This is a genomic window from Flavobacterium arcticum (assembly GCF_003344925.1).
GTDB classification, from domain to species: domain Bacteria; phylum Bacteroidota; class Bacteroidia; order Flavobacteriales; family Flavobacteriaceae; genus Flavobacterium; species Flavobacterium arcticum.
On record NZ_CP031188.1, the window covers coordinates 1,519,182 to 1,536,161 of the forward strand.

The window sequence follows — 16,980 nt, forward strand, 5'->3', positions numbered from 1 at the left end:
TAAACTGAGACTAATAAAACTAAAACAACCGCAATTGCTCTCCTTTTGTACCATCAAATAAATCGGTGGTAAGTTTAGGCATTTCTTTATTGGCAAAATATTTTTGTTTCGCTACTTTAAAGCTGGTATGTATCATATCGGCAATATTACCTTCGCCTTTTCGGCGTTTTGCAACACTTTTTTCGCCCAGTTTACCGCCGTGTAACGTGCTTATTTGGTGTAATACTTTATCTTGCCTGTCGGGATAATGCTCGGCAAGCCATTCTTTAAAAACAGGTTCTACCGTATCGTTAAGTCGCACTAAGGTATAACCGCAGGCTAATGCTCCTTTTTCGGCAATGGTTTTTACTATGGGTAGTATCTCCATAGTGTTTAGCCCCGGTATCATGGGGGCTACCATAATGTGTACGGGTATGCCGTTTTGCGTTAGGGTTTCTATTGCCTTTAGTTTTGTGTTTACTGATGAGGTTCGCGGTTCGAGTTTTCGTCTTAGGTCTTCGTTTATAGTGGGTATGCTGAGTGATACAGTTACTAAGTTTTTTTCGGCAAGTTGGCTTAGTATATCTATGTCGCGGGTTACGAGTGCATTTTTGGTGAGTATGTTTACAGGGTGACGGTAGTCTAGAAATACCTGCAACAGCCTACGGGTTATTTGCATTTTGCGCTCTACGGGTTGGTAACAATCGGTATTACCAGATAGTAAAATAGATTCGGGAACGTAGCCTCTTTTTTTAAAGAATTGTTCTAGTAATTCGGGGGCATTTTTCTTGGCGAGTATTACCCGTTCAAAATCGACTCCTGCGCTGTAGCCCCAGTATTCGTGTGTGGGACGCGCATAGCAGTAGGCACAACCGTGTTCGCACCCTTGGTAGGGGTTCATGGAATATGCCATGTGTAAGTCGGGGCTTTTTACCTTGTTTACAATCGTTTTTGGGAATATAGGTATTACCTGTGTTTTGGCTATATCTTCTTCATAGTCGTCCTGATAAATGCTTTGTTCATAACGGTTTTTCTCGAAATGGTTGTGTACATTGCTAACAGCTCCCTGTCCTTTTATGGTTTCCTTTTTCATAATCCTGCTCCTTTACAGGCGCAAGATAATAACTATATGATTATTTTCTTAGCATTGTTTAGAAAATATTACCATTAAGTTTTGTTTATATTTGAGACACTAAAAATTACAACCTATGACAACGATAGATTTTGCTGTAGATGATACTCATGTAACTCTTTATAATAGCATAGCGGGCAAAGAGACAATTACAGTAAACGGTAAAACTGTTTCAGAGAAACATTCTTTTTTTGGTACACGTCACGAGTTTACTTTTGAAGATGATACTTATGAAGTTATTACTGCCATGCAGTGCTGGCAAACTATTGGCGTTAAGGTACAGCTGCGTAAAAACGGAAAACTTATAGAAGAGAAAACTGAAGGGCAAAGTATGCTCGCATTGTTAGTAGGTACTCTTATTTTAGTGCTTTTATTACAGTTTCTTGTAGGATAATATAAAAAAACTCCACAAACAATGTGGAGCTTCTTTTAAAGTGAGTTAGTATTTATTCTTTAATAATTTTTATTGTTTTTTGGGCTGCACCTGCGGTAACTTTTAAAAAGTAAATGCCTGCGCTAAATGCTTCGGTATTTATTTTTACATCGCTGCTTGTAACTTGTTGCGAAAGTACTTTTTGCCCAGTTACGGTATAGAGTTCAAGGTTATCTACATCATTAGCATTAGCTAGATTAATTTCATTTTTTACTGGGTTAGGATACACCGTTAAGCGGCTAAAAGTGTTTTCTTTTACTGCTGCGGTGGCAGTTTCTTCTATAGTTATATCATCTAAATAAAGGTAGCCTTGCCCTCCTGCTAGATGTATTTCTATAGCGAAGTAGTAAGAGTCGCTTTCTGCTACAGTAAAAGGCGCTGAGATAAAAGTTGAAGGGTTACCTGCTGCAACGTTGTTTTGTTCGGGTAAATAGGTGTATTCGCCTCCGCGAACCAACATAATGCGAACCAGCCCCATTACACCATCGGGGTTGCTCATTCCGTATTTATATGACACCGTGTAAGATGTTCCTGCACTAAAAGCAATTGATGGAATGCCAAGTGTAACGCCTGTACCCGCATCTTCGGGTATTCCCTCGGCTACAATTTCTGTGTTGTATAGTAATGCGTTACCAGAGAACCCTTCGATGGGGGTTGCTGTTGTTTCAAAAATTTCGGTAGAGGCAAAAGTAAAATAGCCACTAACCATACAGTCAGGAAGCTGAGGTGCGGTTGCCGACTCAGCATTTTCGAAATACGGGAGAGCAACTCCTTCGCATTGTGAAAACGCACTATAGCTAAATGCTAAGAATGCGCTAAATAGTAAAGTAAGATTTTTCATAAAACAATTTTTTAAATTAATACTAATGTAAAAGTACATCCTGTTTAGGTTTAATTTTTTATGAAAAAACTGGAATTACTTGTAAATTTCAAGTGTAGTTGCCTGTAACTCTGATGGTGTGAGTTTACTTTGAGATTTTATAAAGTTGCTAAAGTTTGCTTGGCTGTCAAAGTTAAGTTCGAAGGCTATTTCTTTTAGCGAAAGCTTATTTAGCAGCATAAGCCTGCGTATTTCGAGTATAAGCTCTTCATGAATGAGTTTAAGTGGGGTTTTGCCAAGGCTTGCCTTGCAAGCATCATTTAGTTTTTCGGTACTACACTCCATGAGGTTACAGTAATCAGAAACTTTTCTTTGTGTTTTAATATGTTGTGGCAATAACGATAAGAACTCGGTTACAATATTGGTTTTAAGCATAGCCGATTTGGCGTCATGAAGTTCTGGTAACGATATGAGTATAATTTGTAGGTAGCTATATATTTTATGATGTGCAAAGGGTGTAAGCTCTTTGTTTTCTAATAGGCGCATCATTCGTTCGGTTACATCATACAGGTGGTTAAAATTTTCTGTATCGAGGTTAAATACCTGCTCTGGAAAGTACAGTTGGTAATGCTTTAGGGGTTGTAAAAATTTAAAGATATCTTTCCTAAACTGTATTAGTAAACCTGTTGCTGTATTGCGGTACATTAGGTGTATTTGCCCTGGGTATATGGCATATAATTGCTCTCCTAGCATGTTGTACTCTTGGAAGTCTATAAACTGCCTGCCTTTGCCATTTTTTACTAATATTATTTCAAAATAATCATGCCGATGCGGTTTATGATAATCATAAGGGTTACTGTAATCCAAGGGTTCGATAACCAATGGTTTGTCATGTTGTGGCAGTTGTACAGCGTTTACATCAACATCCTTGTTATTCATGGTAGAAATAGATATTAATAAGAAAGCGAAAGTTACAAAAAACGTGTTGAGTATTTTAAAAATCAGGAATATTAAGTAAAACTAATCTAAATAGTATTGTTTTGGTTGTAAGGCTAGTAATAACAAAAACCCCGATACAGTTTCCTGCATCGGGGTTTCAAACATAAAACAAAACAATTAACCTTATTAATTATTGTTATTGCCATCCGCCACCAAGGGCTTTATATAAATTGATGATGGCTTGATATTGTTGGTATTTATTATCTATAAGACTTAGCTCGCTATTTAATGCGTTGTCTTTTGCAGTAAGTACCTCTAGGTAGTTTACTAAACCATAATCTAGTAACTCATCAGAATAGTCGGCAGCTTTAACTAGTGCATCTACTTGTTTTTCGCGAATGGTTAGTTTTTTGGTTTCGTTAGTATAATTAGCTAATGCATCACTAACTTCTTTACCTGCTGTTACGAGTGTTTGCTCAAACTGAATGTAAGCCTGCTCTTGTTGTGTTTTGCTCACCTCATATTGCGTGCGTATTTTTCTGCCATTGAATATGGGTTGTGTAAGTCCTGTAATAACGTTGGCAAAAATAGAGTTGGCACTAAACCATTCTTTAAGATCTATACTTTGTAAACCTCCGCTAGCGGTAACAGTAAGCGATGGATAAAAATTGCTACGTGCTACATTAGTAAGCTCAAAAGCGTTTACTAATCCATATTCGGCAGCTACCACATCAGGACGGTTACGTAATAATGATGCTGAGTAACCTAGTTTTATTTCGGGATTAAGCTCTTGTTCTACAAGGGTAGTGCGCTCAACTTTGGTAGGGGCTTCTCCTAGCAATAAACTCATATAGTTTTCCATTAAAACAATGTTGTTTTTTAGGTCTTCTATAATAAGCTCTGTGCTGTATTTTTGTGCCTCGGTTTGTTTTACACCTACTTCGTTAACACTACCAGCTTCTTTTAATGCCAGTATTGTTTCGACACTTTCATTTCTATTATCAAGTGTTTTTTGGGCTACTTCAAGCTGTGCATCAAGCGAAAGCAATTGATAATAGGTAGCAGCTATATTTGTTATTACCTGTGTTTTTACTGCTTGATTTGCAGCAATGGTTTGCAGGTAAGAGGCACCCGCAGCACGCTTGTTGCTACGGATTTTGCCCCAAATATCGGCTTCCCATGACAGGCTACCACTTAGCTCATATTGGTCTAAGTTACTAAATAGACTACCAAACTGGCTATTTTTGGCAAACTCTTGGTGTGTCCATTGCCCTGTTCCAGAAAGGGTAGGGAAGTAACCCGTTTTGGCTTGCTTTAGGTAAGCATTAGCAGCGGTAATATTTTGCATTGCTATGCGAATATCAAAGTTGTTTTGTAACCCTTTGTTTATGTGTTTTTGCAACACAGGGTCGGTAAACATTTTTTCCCACGATATGTTTGCCATCGAGGTACTGTCTTTTGCCACTACTTCGGTGCGGTACAGGTTTTCTGCCTGTACATCCGGTCTTTCGTAAGTTTTTGCGCTAAAGCACGATTGCATTAGCAGTGCGATACCGGTAACCGCTATTATTCTATATGTTTTTATAAATTTCATATCTATATTTTTTATGCTACCGTGTTTTCAGTTTCTTCTTTTTCTTCGGGTTTTCCTGATATTCTTTCCTGTAGTCCTTGGAATATAACAAACAGGATAGGTATTACAAATACCCCGAATACAGTACCCACAAGCATACCACCTACAGCACCCATACCAATAGAGCGGTTACCTACAGCACCTACACCTGTTGCTAGTGCTAGTGGCAATAGACCGAGTATAAAGGCAAACGATGTCATAAGAATAGGTCGTAAACGTGCCTTGGCACCCTCTATAGCCGACTGTGTAAGGCTCATGCCGTGTCGCCTTCGCTGTACGGCAAACTCTACTATAAGTATGGCATTCTTGGCGAGTAGCCCGATAAGCATTATTAATGCTACTTGGAAGTAGATGTTGTTTTCTAGCCCAGCAAGTTTTACAAAGCCAATGGCTCCTGCTATACCTACAGGTAATGATAGTAGTACAGATAGTGGTAATACGTAACTTTCGTATTGCGCACTAAGCAGGAAGTATACAAATATTAAACTCAACAGGAATACGCCTGCTGCTTGGTTACCTGCAAGTATCTCCTCTCGTGTCATACCACTAAACTCGTAGGTATAACTGCTAGGTAAATGTTCGGCTGCCACTTCTTGTATGGCTTTAATAGCATCGCCACTACTATAGCCTGGGTTTGCTTTACCGTTTACGTTAACTGCTTTTAGCAGGTTAAAACGCGATACTGCCTCTGGACCATATATTTTTTTGAAATCTACAAACTGGCTTATTGCTACCATTTCTCCGCTAGCGTTACGCACATAAACATCGTTTATAGAGCGTTCGTCGGCTCTGTTTTCAGGTTTAGCCTGTATCATTACACGGAACTGTTTACCAAAGCGGTTAAAATCTGTAGTATATAAACCACCATAGTAACCTTGCATGGTGTTAAAGATATCGCTTACTGATACGCTTGCATCTTTTGCCCTTTCTACATTAATATCCATTTGATATTGTGGGAAGTTAGGGTTAAAGTTGGTAATAGCATATTGTACCTCTGGACGTTGTGATAGTGCAGCAAGAAACTCGTTTGACACTTTACTTACTGTAGCCCAATCATCGTCACCTTTATCTTCAATTTTAAACTCAAAACCATCGGCGTTACCAAAACCTTGTACACTTGGCGGAGTAAAGAATAGCATTCGGGCATCTTTAAAGCCTGCAGTTTTGGCAAAAAGTTCGCCTACTATTGCATCTACTGTTTGGTTTGGCTCTGTACGCTCTGACCAGTCTTTTAATCTAATAACGGTAAAGGCATACGAGCCTCCGTTAATACGGTTTAGTAAACTGAAACCAACAATGTTCATACGGGCTTCTACCATTGGCATCGATTGTAGTATCGAGTCAAGTTGTTTAACCGATTCTTCTGTTTTCTCTAAAGTAGTTCCTGGTGGCAATGTTATATCTGCCATTATAATACCTCTATCTTCATTAGGTATAAACCCAGATGGGGTAGTAGTAAACAGGTAGTATGTAATACCAGAGAATACTACAAGAGCAACAACAGTTATCCATTTTCTTTTTGCTAATACTCTAAGTGAACCTGTATATTTTTGGTTCATGGCATTAAAGCCAACATTAAAGGCATCAAAGAAACGGTCTTTTATATTTTTCTTTTTACTATGATCGTCATCGTGTGGTTTTAATAGCAATGCACATAGCGCAGGACTTAATGTAAGTGCATTAAGTGCCGAGATAAGAATTGCTATAGCAAGGGTTATGGCAAACTGCTGATAGAATACTCCCGATGGTCCTTGTAGGAACGATACTGGTATAAATACTGCCGACATTACTAAGGTAATAGATACAATAGCACCTGTTATCTCGTTCATTGCCGAAAGGGTTGCTTTCTTAGCCGATTTTTCGCCCTCGTCTAGTTTGGCATGTACTGCCTCGACGACGACAATAGCATCATCGACCACAATACCAATGGCTAGTACTACCGCAAACAGCGTTAGCAGGTTGATAGAGAAGCCAAACAGGTTAAGGAAAAAGAATGTACCTATAATGGCTACGGGTACTGCAATAGCAGGTATTAATGTAGAACGGAAGTCTTGAAGGAAAAGATATACTACAATAAACACCAAGATAAAGGCTTCTATAAGTGTGTGTATTACTTTTTCTATAGAGGCATCTAAGAAGGTTTTAGTGTTAAATGGTATTACATATTCTATACCTTTTGGGAATGATGCTTTTTCTTCTTCTAGTATGCTTAATACTTCGTCAATAATATCATTAGCGTTAGAGCCAGAGGTTTGGAATATACCCATTGCAACCCCTTCGTTGCCCATACCATAGTTTTTTTGCCCGTAGTTAAAAGCACCAAGTTCTATATTAGCAACATCTTTTAGGTGTAAAAAGTTACCGTTTCCTGTAGCTTTTATTACAATGTTTTCATATTCTTCTACTTGGTTAAGACGTCCTTTATATTTTATTACATATTCGTAAATACCATCGGCATTTTCTCCAAATTTACCTGGTGCTGCTTCTACGTTTTGTTCTCGTAGCGCATTCTGTATATCGGCAGGAGTTAGGTTGTATGCTGCCATTTTCTCTGGGTCTATCCATATACGCATTGAGTAGTCTTTACCACCAAATACGGTTACCTGCCCTACACCTTTTACACGTTTTAGTTTTGGTACAAGGTTTATATTGGCAAAGTTTTGTACAAATGTTCCGTCAAACTCTTTATTAGTAGAGTATAGCGAAAGGAACATTAAGGCACTTGTTTGGGTTTTTGCAGTTGTTACCCCCGTTTGTACTACAGCTTCTGGTAGCTTGCTTGTAGCACGTGCTACCCTGTTTTGTACGTTTACGGCAGCGATATCTGGGTCTACACCTAGCTCGAAAAATACGTTTATAGTACCTACACCATCATTAGATGCGGTAGAGGTCATGTAGGTCATTCCTTCTACCCCGTTTATTTCTTCTTCTAGCGGAACTATTACACTGTTTAGTACTGTACCAGCATTAGCACCAGTATAGGTAGAGGTAACCTGTACCGTTGGCGGTGCAATTTCAGGATACTGCTCTATAGGCAGAGACATAAGCCCTAATATCCCTAGTATGGTTATTAGTATCGAAATAACGGTAGAGAGTACCGGTCTTTCTATAAAAGTTTTTAACATCTTTCTGGTTTATTTTTTTTGTGATGAATTGGTTGTTTCTTCGGTAGCTACTTCTTCTTTAGCAGGTGTACTTTGCTTACTGCTATCTTGTGGTACTATTTGTTGTCCTTCTTTTAGTTTTGTAGCTCCTGCGGTTACTATTACTTCGCCAGCTTCAAGTCCGCCACTCACTATATAGTCTTTACCAGCGGTAGTGCTTGTTTCTATAATGCGGGGTGCAACTTTGTTTTCTTTATCTACTACATACAGCATTTTTTTGCCTTGCATATCTATTACAGCATTTTGTGGTACTAGTAGAGCTCCACCTTTTTGTACAGGGATGCGCACTATACCGCTACCGCCACTTCTTAGTACGGCATCGGGGTTAGGGAATGCTGCTTTAAACTCTGATGTACCTGTAGATGAGTTTACTAATCCGCTTACCGTTATTAGTTTACCTTTCTCGGCATACTCGCTACCGTCTACTAGTACTAATGATACTTCAGGAGTATTTTTTAGTTTAGCCTCTAGCGTACTACCGCTAAAGTTGCGTGTAAAGTTTAGCATTTGTTTTTCGTTCATAGAAAAATAAGCGTGCATTACTTTACTGTCAGACACTGTTGTAAGTGGCATTGTGTTAGTAGCACTTACAAGACTTCCTTCTCTATAAGGTAGGCTTCCTACAACCCCATTTACAGGCGATGTTATGGTACCATAGCCCGCATTAGTAGCTACACTGCTGTATGCTGCTTTTGCTTGTGCTAGTTTTGCCTTGGCAGTTTCTAGCTGTACATTACTTATTATGTTTCGTTTTACTAGTGGTTGTAGTCTATCTACTTCTACTTGTGCAGCATTTACATTAGCTTTTGCAGCGGCAGCTTCTTGCCCAAGGCTTTGGGTTTCTATTTTAAATAGCAGTTGCCCTTTTTTTACTTGTTGCCCCTCAGTAACATAAATTTTTTGGATAAATCCATCTACTTTTGGGCGAATTTCTACGTTTTGCTGCCCTTCAAGGTTAGCGGTATATTCTTCATATATTATGGCATCTTGGGGTGCTATGGTTTGTACAGGGAAAGGTATTGGCCCTTGTGCCTGCGGAGCTTGTTGCTCTTTTTTGCCACATGCTGATACGATTAGTAAGGCTGCGATTGCGCCTAAGAAAGATCTTTTTTTCATTTGATAATTATTATGCTAGTAGTGGTTATATTTAATTGTTGTTATCTATGTCTGCTTCTATTTTTTTAAACATATCTATTGTTTTTATCATTAGTTGTTCTATTTCCAATAGGTGTTCTTTATAGGCTGTTGAGGTCTTTAGGTTACATTGTTCTGCAGGGCATTCTGCTGTCTGGTTGCGGTAGGCTATTACCCGTTCTACTATTTTTTTTTCGAAGTCAATCATTTTCATGTAATTCGAAAACCGCTCGCTTAATGGCGATGGTTTAAAGTATTTCTTTCTATCACACGGGATGGTATAGTATACTATCTTCTCCATTTTTAACAGTAAGTTTAGGCTAGTAGAAACAGAGCTTTTACTTGCTCCTGTGCGTTCTACAAGTTCTTCGAAAGTAATTCCTGCCCTACAGCTATCTATAATTAGTGTTCCTAATATTCTGGAAGCTAGTGGTGGTAGGTTGTAATGTGTTTCGAAATGAACCCCAAACAATTCTATTATTTCCTCTTTTTCTTTTTGAGCATCTATCATCGTATCGTTAAAATTTGAGCAAATATAGAACATTAGTTCTTTTGGTTCTGTTAAAACCGAACCAACTAATCGTTAAAATTTAGTTAATAAAAATAACGGCGGTTTTATTACATCGTTTTAGTAGTGTGTTTGGCTTGTTAACATAATTTTTTGGACTAAAAAACCCCCTAATAATTTAATTAGGGGGTGGGTTTATTTTTAAGAGTATTATTTGCTATTTGGCAACTTCTATGGTAACATCTAGCAAGCCTCTTTTTTTGTCGTGGGTAATTGCCATCCATGCTTTTTTAGAGAGGTCTATATCGCGCCCGCGTGTAAAAGGCCCTCGGTCATTTATTTTTACAATTACCGATTTTCCGTTGGCTTTATTAGTCACTCTTACTTTTGTGCCAAAGGGTAGTTTTTTATGTGCAGCGGTATATTTACTATTGCTAAATTTTTCGCCACTGGCTGTTTTTCTGCCGTTGTATTTATTAGCATAATAACTGGCAACAGCTTTTTTATCGTATGATTTAAAACTTGCCGATGATCCTTTTTTTGAAGATGAACAGGCTGTGAGTAAGACTACTGTTATAAATAATAATAAAATGCGTTTTGCCATTGGTGTTTATTTGTTTTCTATAATTTCTAAATCAACCTTTATTGTACCCGAATTAGTATTTGCTATTGCTACAAATGCTTTTTTGGTAATGTCTATTTCTAGCTTTTGGTTATGAGGTCCTCTATCGTTTACCCGTACATCTACCCATTTGCCATTTGCAGGGTTAGTAACGCGCACCATAGTGCCAAAAGGCAAGGTTTTATGTGCAGCTGTATATTTGGTATTATCAAAACGTTCGCCGCTGCTGGTTTTACGCCCGTTAAACTTATCGGCATAGTAGGTGGCAATTACGTTTTGTTTATACTTTGTTAGTTCTACCTCTTCTTGTTGTGGGCTACTGTTATGTATAGTAGTAAAACCTGTAAGTACTACAAGTAGTAGGCTAGTTGTAAATACTAAAATGCTTTTTTTCATTACACTCAATTAAAATGGTTACAGGCTTTATAAAAAAAGAAAAGCCCTTTTTAAGGGCTTTATTATGTTTAGTCTAACCAGGCACTCCAAGGGATTCTGCTTAGTAGCAGTACAAGCCCTATGGCATACATGTAGGCTATTTTCTTGAATTTTGTAGTGTCATCTGTAGCTTTTTTATGCTTAGACCATCCTATAGTTATTAGTATAAGTGCTATAATGTTTATAAGTGGGTGTTCTACTACATAAAGTCGTATTGTGCTGTCTTTCATGGCAGCGCCCATACCCGATGCTTTTACAGCCTCAAAATAAGGTGATAGGAAAAGCAGTATTAAGCCTATAACAAACTGTGTGTGTGCAAATGCAAGTGCTATGAGTGCTATTTGTCTGTCTTTTTTAAGAAATGGTCTTTTAGCAGCAATTCCTGTAAAAGCATTTAGCGCAGCTATTAATAATAGCCCAAGCACAGCAAAGGCAATATACGAGTGTAGTTCTTGGATAGTTGAGTACATGGTTTTAAACTTTTTTAGGATTGGTTGTTTGCAAAAATAAACATTTTAAAATATCATTATAACATAAACTTTTTATAATAGGTATAAATAGTAGTTTGTATATACAGTTTAAGAGGTTGTAAATGTCTATTTTGTAATAAGAGTCGAAAATTTACTATTAAATATTACAGTATTTTTGTGGTATGGAAGCGCAGTTACCCCAACGTAAAATAATTCATGTAGATATGGATGCCTTTTATGCCTCTGTAGAGCAGAAGGATAACCCCGAGTTGCAGGGTAAGGCTATAGCTGTAGGTGGCGGCGAAACAAGGGGTGTGGTGGCTGCTGCTAGTTATGAAGCTCGAAAGTTTGGGGTGCGTAGCGCGATAAGCGGTTATCTTGCCAAGAAGCGATGCCCTGAGCTTATATTTGTAAAACCTCGTTTTGACCGTTATCGAGAGATATCGCAAATTATTCGAAAAGTTTTTTTTGAATATACTGATTTGGTAGAGCCACTATCTTTAGATGAAGCCTACTTAGATGTAACTCATAATAAGAAAGACAACCCGAGTGCGACCATGATAGCCGAAGAGATACGCCAACGTATTTTTGAAGAAACGGGTTTAACAGCTTCGGCAGGTATATCTATTAATAAGTTTATAGCCAAAGTAGCGAGCGATTATAACAAGCCGAATGGACAAAAAACGGTAAACCCCGATGAGGTTATTGCTTTTCTTGAGGAATTACCTATAGGTAAGTTTCATGGTGTGGGTAAGGTAACGACCCAAAAAATGTATCAGCTTGGTATTTTTACGGGTAAAGATTTAAAATCAAAAACCGAAGAGTACTTAGTGCAACATTTTGGCAAATCGGGTGGGTATTATTACCATGTGGTGCGAGGTATACATAATAGTGAGGTGAAGCCTAACAGGATTGCCAAAAGTGTGGGTACAGAGCATACTTTTTTTGAGAACTTAGTATCGGAGGTATTTATAGAAGAAAAACTGGTGCGCATTGCCGATGAGCTGGAACGCCGACTGAAGAAAAAGAAAATAGCAGGTAAAACCATAACGCTAAAAATAAAGTATAGCGATTTTACTGTGCAAACCCGAAGCAAAACGTTACCTTATTATATTACGGATAAAAACCTAATGTTCGAAATGGTAAAAGAGTTACTGTACCAAGAACGACTAAAAGAGTCGGTGCGATTACTGGGTATCTCGCTCTCTAACCTTAATACTGATGCTGCCAAAGGTGAAAAAAAATCAGTGGTAGTGCAGTTGCAATTTGATTTTTAAGCATAAAAAAAACTGCCATCTGGCAGTTTTATTATTATATAGTATAAACTACTTAGTCTTGTAATTTAGATAGTAATCTTAAGAACTCGAAGTATAACCATACTAATGTAGCCATAAGTGCCATAGCGCTTATCCATTCCATGTTTTTTGGTAATCTGCGTTTTGCACCTTGCTCTATCAGGTCAAAATCTAAGAAAAGGTTAAGCGCAGCAATAACAATTACAAATACGCTAAAACCGATACTCATTAATGAACTGTCATGATGAAACATTTGAACGCCAAACATTGAAAGTATAATTGATATAAAGTAATAGGTAGCGATGGCTAATGTAGCTGCAATTACTACCGATTTGAATTGTTCTGTAACTTTTACCACCTTAAATCGATACAGTAGGAAACATACAAATGCTGTTACAAAAGTACCTCCTACAGCTTGTAGTACTATGCCAGGATACCATGCCTCCATTAATGCAGAAAATGCACCTATAAATATGCCTTCGAGGATGGCATAGGCAGGAACAAGGTAGTGGGCATAATCGGTTTTTCGGATAGCTATCATGGCCATAATAAAAGCCATAATACCTCCGCCAATCATAAACGGATATATGTTTGCACCAGTGTTAGTTAAATTCCATGTTACATATGCAGCTCCTATTAATAGTATTAGTGTAAGGAAACTTTTGTTTATAGCGCCTTGCACCGTCATAGTGCTATTGTAGTCTATGATTTCTACAGGGCGACCGTCAGGGTCAAATACTGTTGTTGCTCCTGTTTTGTATGCTTTATTGTTTAATACAGGGTTACTCGATTTAAATTCCATGTGTTTAATAATTTTAGAATAGGTATTCAAATATAATTTATTTTAGCGTACGAATCAAAAAGTATGCCCTGTTCATTAATTTGTTAACTCAGCGTATACTTTGTACGATAATAGTAGTAGGTAATTTGTTGTTACTAAAGCAGTTTACCGCCCTCGTTTTCATAAAAGGCATCTACATTTAGGTTGGGTTGTGTGGCTGCCATAACGGCAAGCTGGTCGCAACGCTCGTTTTGTGGGTGGTTGTTATGCCCTTTTATCCATTTAAAATCTACCTTGTGTTGTCGGTATATTTTTAAGAAGCGTTTCCACAAGTCGGGGTTTTTTTTGCCTGTAAATCCTTTTTTTTCCCAGTTAAAAACCCATCCTTTTGCTACGGCATCTACTACATACTTGCTGTCGCTTACTACCAGTACGGCAGTATTGGGGGTTTTCAGTTTTTCTAGTCCTACTATTACGGCAAGCAGTTCCATACGGTTGTTAGTCGTTAGCCGAAATCCTTCGTAAAACTCTTTTCGATAAGGTTGCCCCACGAGTTCCATAACTATACCATAGCCACCGTTACCGGGGTTGCCTTTTGCTGCGCCATCTGTATATATGTGTACGGTGTGGGTCATTTTAGTTATAGGTAGGTTTAGTTATAGATAGGTCTTTTATTTCTATTAGATACCAAGAACTGGTATCGGAAACAAAAGTATGGTTTACGTTAATACCATTTTCTATTCCAATGTATTTGTAAAAAATAGTATCTTTCTTTTTTTTAATGACAATTTTACACTTAGGAGATAAACTATCAATTTTTTTTGCTTCTGATTTGTAATCTTTGTAATTAATGCTAGTAAAATTTTCTTCCCTCATAAAACGGTTACCAAATCCGTTAAAATCCATAAAGCTATATTTTAGAGGAAATCGTGTGTGTTTTTTTTGAAATATGGAGTCTTGAGCATATTTTTCAAAAAATGTTTTGAACCCGTCATGCTCTTCAAAAAACACTGTCAAATTATGTTTCCACATAGTATCTGCTGTTATTCCATATAATTCGTTCTTATCTGTCAAAGAGCTTTTATCTAAATGTATTTCTTTTACAGTTTCAACTTCCTTTTGTGTGTTTCTTTGTTTGCATCCAATTATAAGTAGCATTGTACCAATTAATAACAAATACTTTTTCATGTTTAAGTTGTTGTCTTAATAAGTAGTTCTTCAACTACCATAGGCAAATGTTTATGCTCTAAAGTCAGCACTTTTGCAGCTACATCTTCGGGTGTTTCACATTCTTGTACATTTACACTCTTTTGTAATATAACGTTACCCTCATCATAATTATCGTTTACATAGTGTATGGTAATACCACTTTCTGCTTCTTTATTTTCAAGTACTGCACGGTGCACGTGTATGCCATACATGCCTTTTCCGCCATAATTAGGTAATAGCGCAGGGTGTATATTTATCACTTTTTGTGGGTAGGTAGCTATAATATCTGACGGAAATTTCCATAAAAAGCCTGCCAGCACGATAAGGCTAGGACTTATTTCGTTAATTTTTTGCAATACCAAGCCATTATTTAGCTCCTCTCGGGTAAAAATTACAGTGGGCACACCATAGTTTTTTGCTTTTTCTATAACTCCTGCATTGGGATTATTTGTAAAAATGGCTGCTACGGTATAGGTGTTCTTTTGCTGGGCATATTGTATAATTTGTGCCGCATTAGAGCCACTACCCGAAGCAAAGAGAATTGTTTTTTTCATTAATAGAAGGGTTTTACACTGCAAAAAAAAGAATAATAATCTGCAAAAACACATAGCATTGTCATATTTGTAAAATTTATTTTTTATTTTAGTACTCACATTTTTGAGTGAAAACGTTGTTTTAAAATAAAGTTTTTTATTTTTGCCATTCAATTTAAATTCTAAAATTAAAGATTATGTCAGACATTGCATCAAGAGTAAAAGCGATTATCGTAGACAAATTAGGTGTTGACGAAAACGAAGTTGTTTCAGAAGCTAGCTTCACAAACGATCTAGGAGCAGACTCTCTAGATACTGTTGAGCTTATAATGGAGTTTGAAAAAGAATTTGATATTCAAATTCCAGACGATCAGGCTGAGAACATCGCCACTGTTGGTCAAGCTATTTCTTACATAGAAGAAGCAAAAAAGTAATGAATATATAACATCCATGTGTATTACTACTACATGGATGTTGTTGTTTATTGACTATAGAGCGTGCCGCTCTAAAAAATAAATGAACGGCTTTTACCTTATTTAAAGACATTCATAAATATTACAGATGCCCATGTTTCTTACCACGTGATTAAAGAGATTCATGGGTATTGTTCTATAAATTGAAACTATAAAATTTACTTTATGAAATTAAGAAGAGTTGTAGTAACAGGTTTGGGCGCACTTACCCCAATAGGTAACACAGTACAAGAATACTGGGAGGGACTTATTAACGGTAAAAGTGGCGCTGCCCCTATTACTTATTTTGATACTACTAACTTCAAAACCAAATTTGCTTGCGAAGTAAAGAATTTCAACGTTGAAGATTTTATAGAAAGAAAAGACGCAAGAAAAATGGATCGTTATGCACAATATGCTGTTGTTGCTACAGACGAAGCCGTTAAAGATGCCAAATTTGATTTTGAAAAATTAGATAAGGATAGAGTAGGTGTTATATGGGGTTCTGGTATTGGCGGACTCGAAACTTTTCAAGAAGAAGTTATTGGGTGGGCTAAAGGTAGCGGTATCCCAAAATTTAACCCTTTCTTTATTCCTAAAATGATAGCAGATATTGCCGGAGGGCATATTTCTATAAAATATGGTTTTAGAGGACCAAACTTCACAACCGTTTCGGCATGTGCATCATCTACAAATGCACTTATAGATGCGTTTAACTACATACGCCTAGGTCATGCCGATGTTATGGTAACAGGTGGTAGTGAGGCAGCAGTAACTATTGCCGGTATGGGTGGCTTTAATGCCATGCATGCACTTTCTACTCGTAATGATGATCCTACTACAGCTTCTAGACCTATGGATAAAGACCGTGAGGGCTTTGTGCTAGGCGAGGGTGCAGGTTCGCTTATACTCGAAGAGTATGACCACGCCGTAGCAAGAGGAGCAACTATATACTGCGAGATAGGTGGTGGCGGAATGAGTGCCGATGCGCACCACATTACTGCACCACACCCTGAGGGGCTTGGCGCTAAAAATGTAATGATAAACTGCTTGCGCGATGCAGGACTTACTCCAGAGGATGTAGATGGTGTTAATATGCACGGTACATCGACACCGCTAGGTGATATTGCAGAGAGCAAAGCGATACTAGAAGTATTTGGCGAGCATGCTTATACGCTAAACCTTAACTCGACTAAGTCAATGACGGGGCACTTACTGGGTGCAGCAGGCGCTATAGAGACAATCTCATCTATACTATCTATAAAACATGGTATTGTACCCCCTACCATAAACCACTTTACTGACGACGAAAATATAGACCCTAAGTTAAACTTTACGTTTAACAAGGCTCAAAAGCGCGACATGAATGTGGTTATGAGTAATACATTTGGGTTTGGTGGGCATAATGCCTGCGTTTTGATAAAAAAACTCGAACTGTAAC

The 16,980-nt window shown here is 37.7% G+C and carries 18 protein-coding genes; 4 read left to right on the plus strand and 14 right to left on the minus strand.

The window, feature by feature from the left end; all coding sequences use genetic code 11:
• Positions 1-19: 19 nt before the first annotated feature.
• Positions 20-1,072, minus strand: a complete 1,053-nt coding sequence (locus tag DVK85_RS06890; protein WP_114677742.1) for a PA0069 family radical SAM protein — start codon at positions 1,070-1,072, stop codon at positions 20-22.
• Between the two features lie 115 nt (positions 1,073-1,187).
• On the opposite strand from DVK85_RS06890, the gene DVK85_RS06895 reads away from it, so the two are divergent.
• The gene (locus DVK85_RS06895) at positions 1,188-1,505 is read left to right on the plus strand and encodes a hypothetical protein (protein ID WP_114677743.1); all 318 of its coding nucleotides are present in this window, start codon (positions 1,188-1,190) and stop codon (positions 1,503-1,505) included.
• 52 nt (positions 1,506-1,557) lie between these two features.
• Here DVK85_RS06895 and DVK85_RS06900 read toward each other — a convergent pair whose 3' ends face one another.
• The 9 genes from DVK85_RS06900 to DVK85_RS06940 form a co-directional block, all read right to left on the minus strand.
• The gene (locus DVK85_RS06900) at positions 1,558-2,385 is read right to left on the minus strand and encodes a T9SS type A sorting domain-containing protein (protein ID WP_162845333.1); all 828 of its coding nucleotides are present in this window, start codon (positions 2,383-2,385) and stop codon (positions 1,558-1,560) included.
• Between the two features lie 75 nt (positions 2,386-2,460).
• Positions 2,461-3,303 (minus strand): helix-turn-helix domain-containing protein, encoded by an 843-nt coding sequence (locus tag DVK85_RS06905; protein ID WP_114677745.1) that lies wholly within the window; start codon positions 3,301-3,303, stop codon positions 2,461-2,463.
• Positions 3,304-3,499: 196 nt separating this feature from the next.
• The gene (locus tag DVK85_RS06910) at positions 3,500-4,897 is read right to left on the minus strand and encodes an efflux transporter outer membrane subunit (RefSeq protein WP_114677746.1); all 1,398 of its coding nucleotides are present in this window, start codon (positions 4,895-4,897) and stop codon (positions 3,500-3,502) included.
• Positions 4,898-4,908: 11 nt separating this feature from the next.
• A complete protein-coding gene (locus tag DVK85_RS06915) occupies positions 4,909-8,061 on the minus strand; it encodes an efflux RND transporter permease subunit (protein WP_114677747.1) in 3,153 nt (1,050 codons plus the stop codon).
• 9 nt (positions 8,062-8,070) lie between these two features.
• On the minus strand, positions 8,071-9,216 hold the full coding sequence (locus tag DVK85_RS06920; protein ID WP_114677748.1) for an efflux RND transporter periplasmic adaptor subunit: 1,146 nt from the start codon (positions 9,214-9,216) through the stop codon (positions 8,071-8,073).
• A gap of 31 nt (positions 9,217-9,247) precedes the next feature.
• On the minus strand, positions 9,248-9,778 hold the full coding sequence (locus DVK85_RS06925) for a GbsR/MarR family transcriptional regulator (protein WP_241209607.1): 531 nt from the start codon (positions 9,776-9,778) through the stop codon (positions 9,248-9,250).
• 181 nt (positions 9,779-9,959) lie between these two features.
• Positions 9,960-10,346 (minus strand): septal ring lytic transglycosylase RlpA family protein, encoded by a 387-nt coding sequence (locus tag DVK85_RS06930; protein WP_114677749.1) that lies wholly within the window; start codon positions 10,344-10,346, stop codon positions 9,960-9,962.
• 6 nt (positions 10,347-10,352) lie between these two features.
• A complete protein-coding gene (locus DVK85_RS06935) occupies positions 10,353-10,760 on the minus strand; it encodes a septal ring lytic transglycosylase RlpA family protein (protein ID WP_114677750.1) in 408 nt (135 codons plus the stop codon).
• A 68-nt stretch (positions 10,761-10,828) separates the two neighbouring features.
• Entirely contained in the window at positions 10,829-11,269 is a 441-nt protein-coding gene (locus tag DVK85_RS06940) for a hypothetical protein (RefSeq protein WP_114677751.1), read from the minus strand.
• A 182-nt stretch (positions 11,270-11,451) separates the two neighbouring features.
• On the opposite strand from DVK85_RS06940, the gene dinB reads away from it, so the two are divergent.
• On the plus strand, positions 11,452-12,546 hold the full coding sequence (gene dinB / locus DVK85_RS06945; protein ID WP_114677752.1) for a DNA polymerase IV: 1,095 nt from the start codon (positions 11,452-11,454) through the stop codon (positions 12,544-12,546).
• 52 nt (positions 12,547-12,598) lie between these two features.
• On the opposite strand, the gene DVK85_RS06950 is transcribed toward dinB, so the two are convergent.
• The 4 genes from DVK85_RS06950 to purN form a co-directional block, all read right to left on the minus strand.
• On the minus strand, positions 12,599-13,366 hold the full coding sequence (locus tag DVK85_RS06950) for a Bax inhibitor-1/YccA family protein (protein ID WP_114677753.1): 768 nt from the start codon (positions 13,364-13,366) through the stop codon (positions 12,599-12,601).
• Between the two features lie 134 nt (positions 13,367-13,500).
• A complete protein-coding gene (rnhA, locus tag DVK85_RS06955) occupies positions 13,501-13,980 on the minus strand; it encodes a ribonuclease HI (RefSeq protein ID WP_114677754.1) in 480 nt (159 codons plus the stop codon).
• 1 nt (position 13,981) lies between these two features.
• Positions 13,982-14,533 carry a putative periplasmic lipoprotein gene (locus tag DVK85_RS06960; RefSeq protein ID WP_127960567.1) on the minus strand — a complete coding sequence of 184 codons (552 nt, stop codon included), beginning with the start codon at positions 14,531-14,533 and terminating at the stop codon, positions 13,982-13,984.
• A 2-nt stretch (positions 14,534-14,535) separates the two neighbouring features.
• Positions 14,536-15,108 carry a phosphoribosylglycinamide formyltransferase gene (gene purN, locus DVK85_RS06965; protein WP_114677756.1) on the minus strand — a complete coding sequence of 191 codons (573 nt, stop codon included), beginning with the start codon at positions 15,106-15,108 and terminating at the stop codon, positions 14,536-14,538.
• A 176-nt stretch (positions 15,109-15,284) separates the two neighbouring features.
• Between purN and DVK85_RS06970 the strand changes: the two genes are divergently transcribed.
• Both DVK85_RS06970 and fabF read left to right on the plus strand, forming a co-directional pair.
• The gene (locus tag DVK85_RS06970) at positions 15,285-15,521 is read left to right on the plus strand and encodes an acyl carrier protein (RefSeq protein WP_014166687.1); all 237 of its coding nucleotides are present in this window, start codon (positions 15,285-15,287) and stop codon (positions 15,519-15,521) included.
• A 204-nt stretch (positions 15,522-15,725) separates the two neighbouring features.
• A complete protein-coding gene (gene fabF / locus DVK85_RS06975; RefSeq protein WP_114677757.1) occupies positions 15,726-16,979 on the plus strand; it encodes a beta-ketoacyl-ACP synthase II in 1,254 nt (417 codons plus the stop codon).
• The last annotated feature ends 1 nt before the right edge of the window (position 16,980 follow it).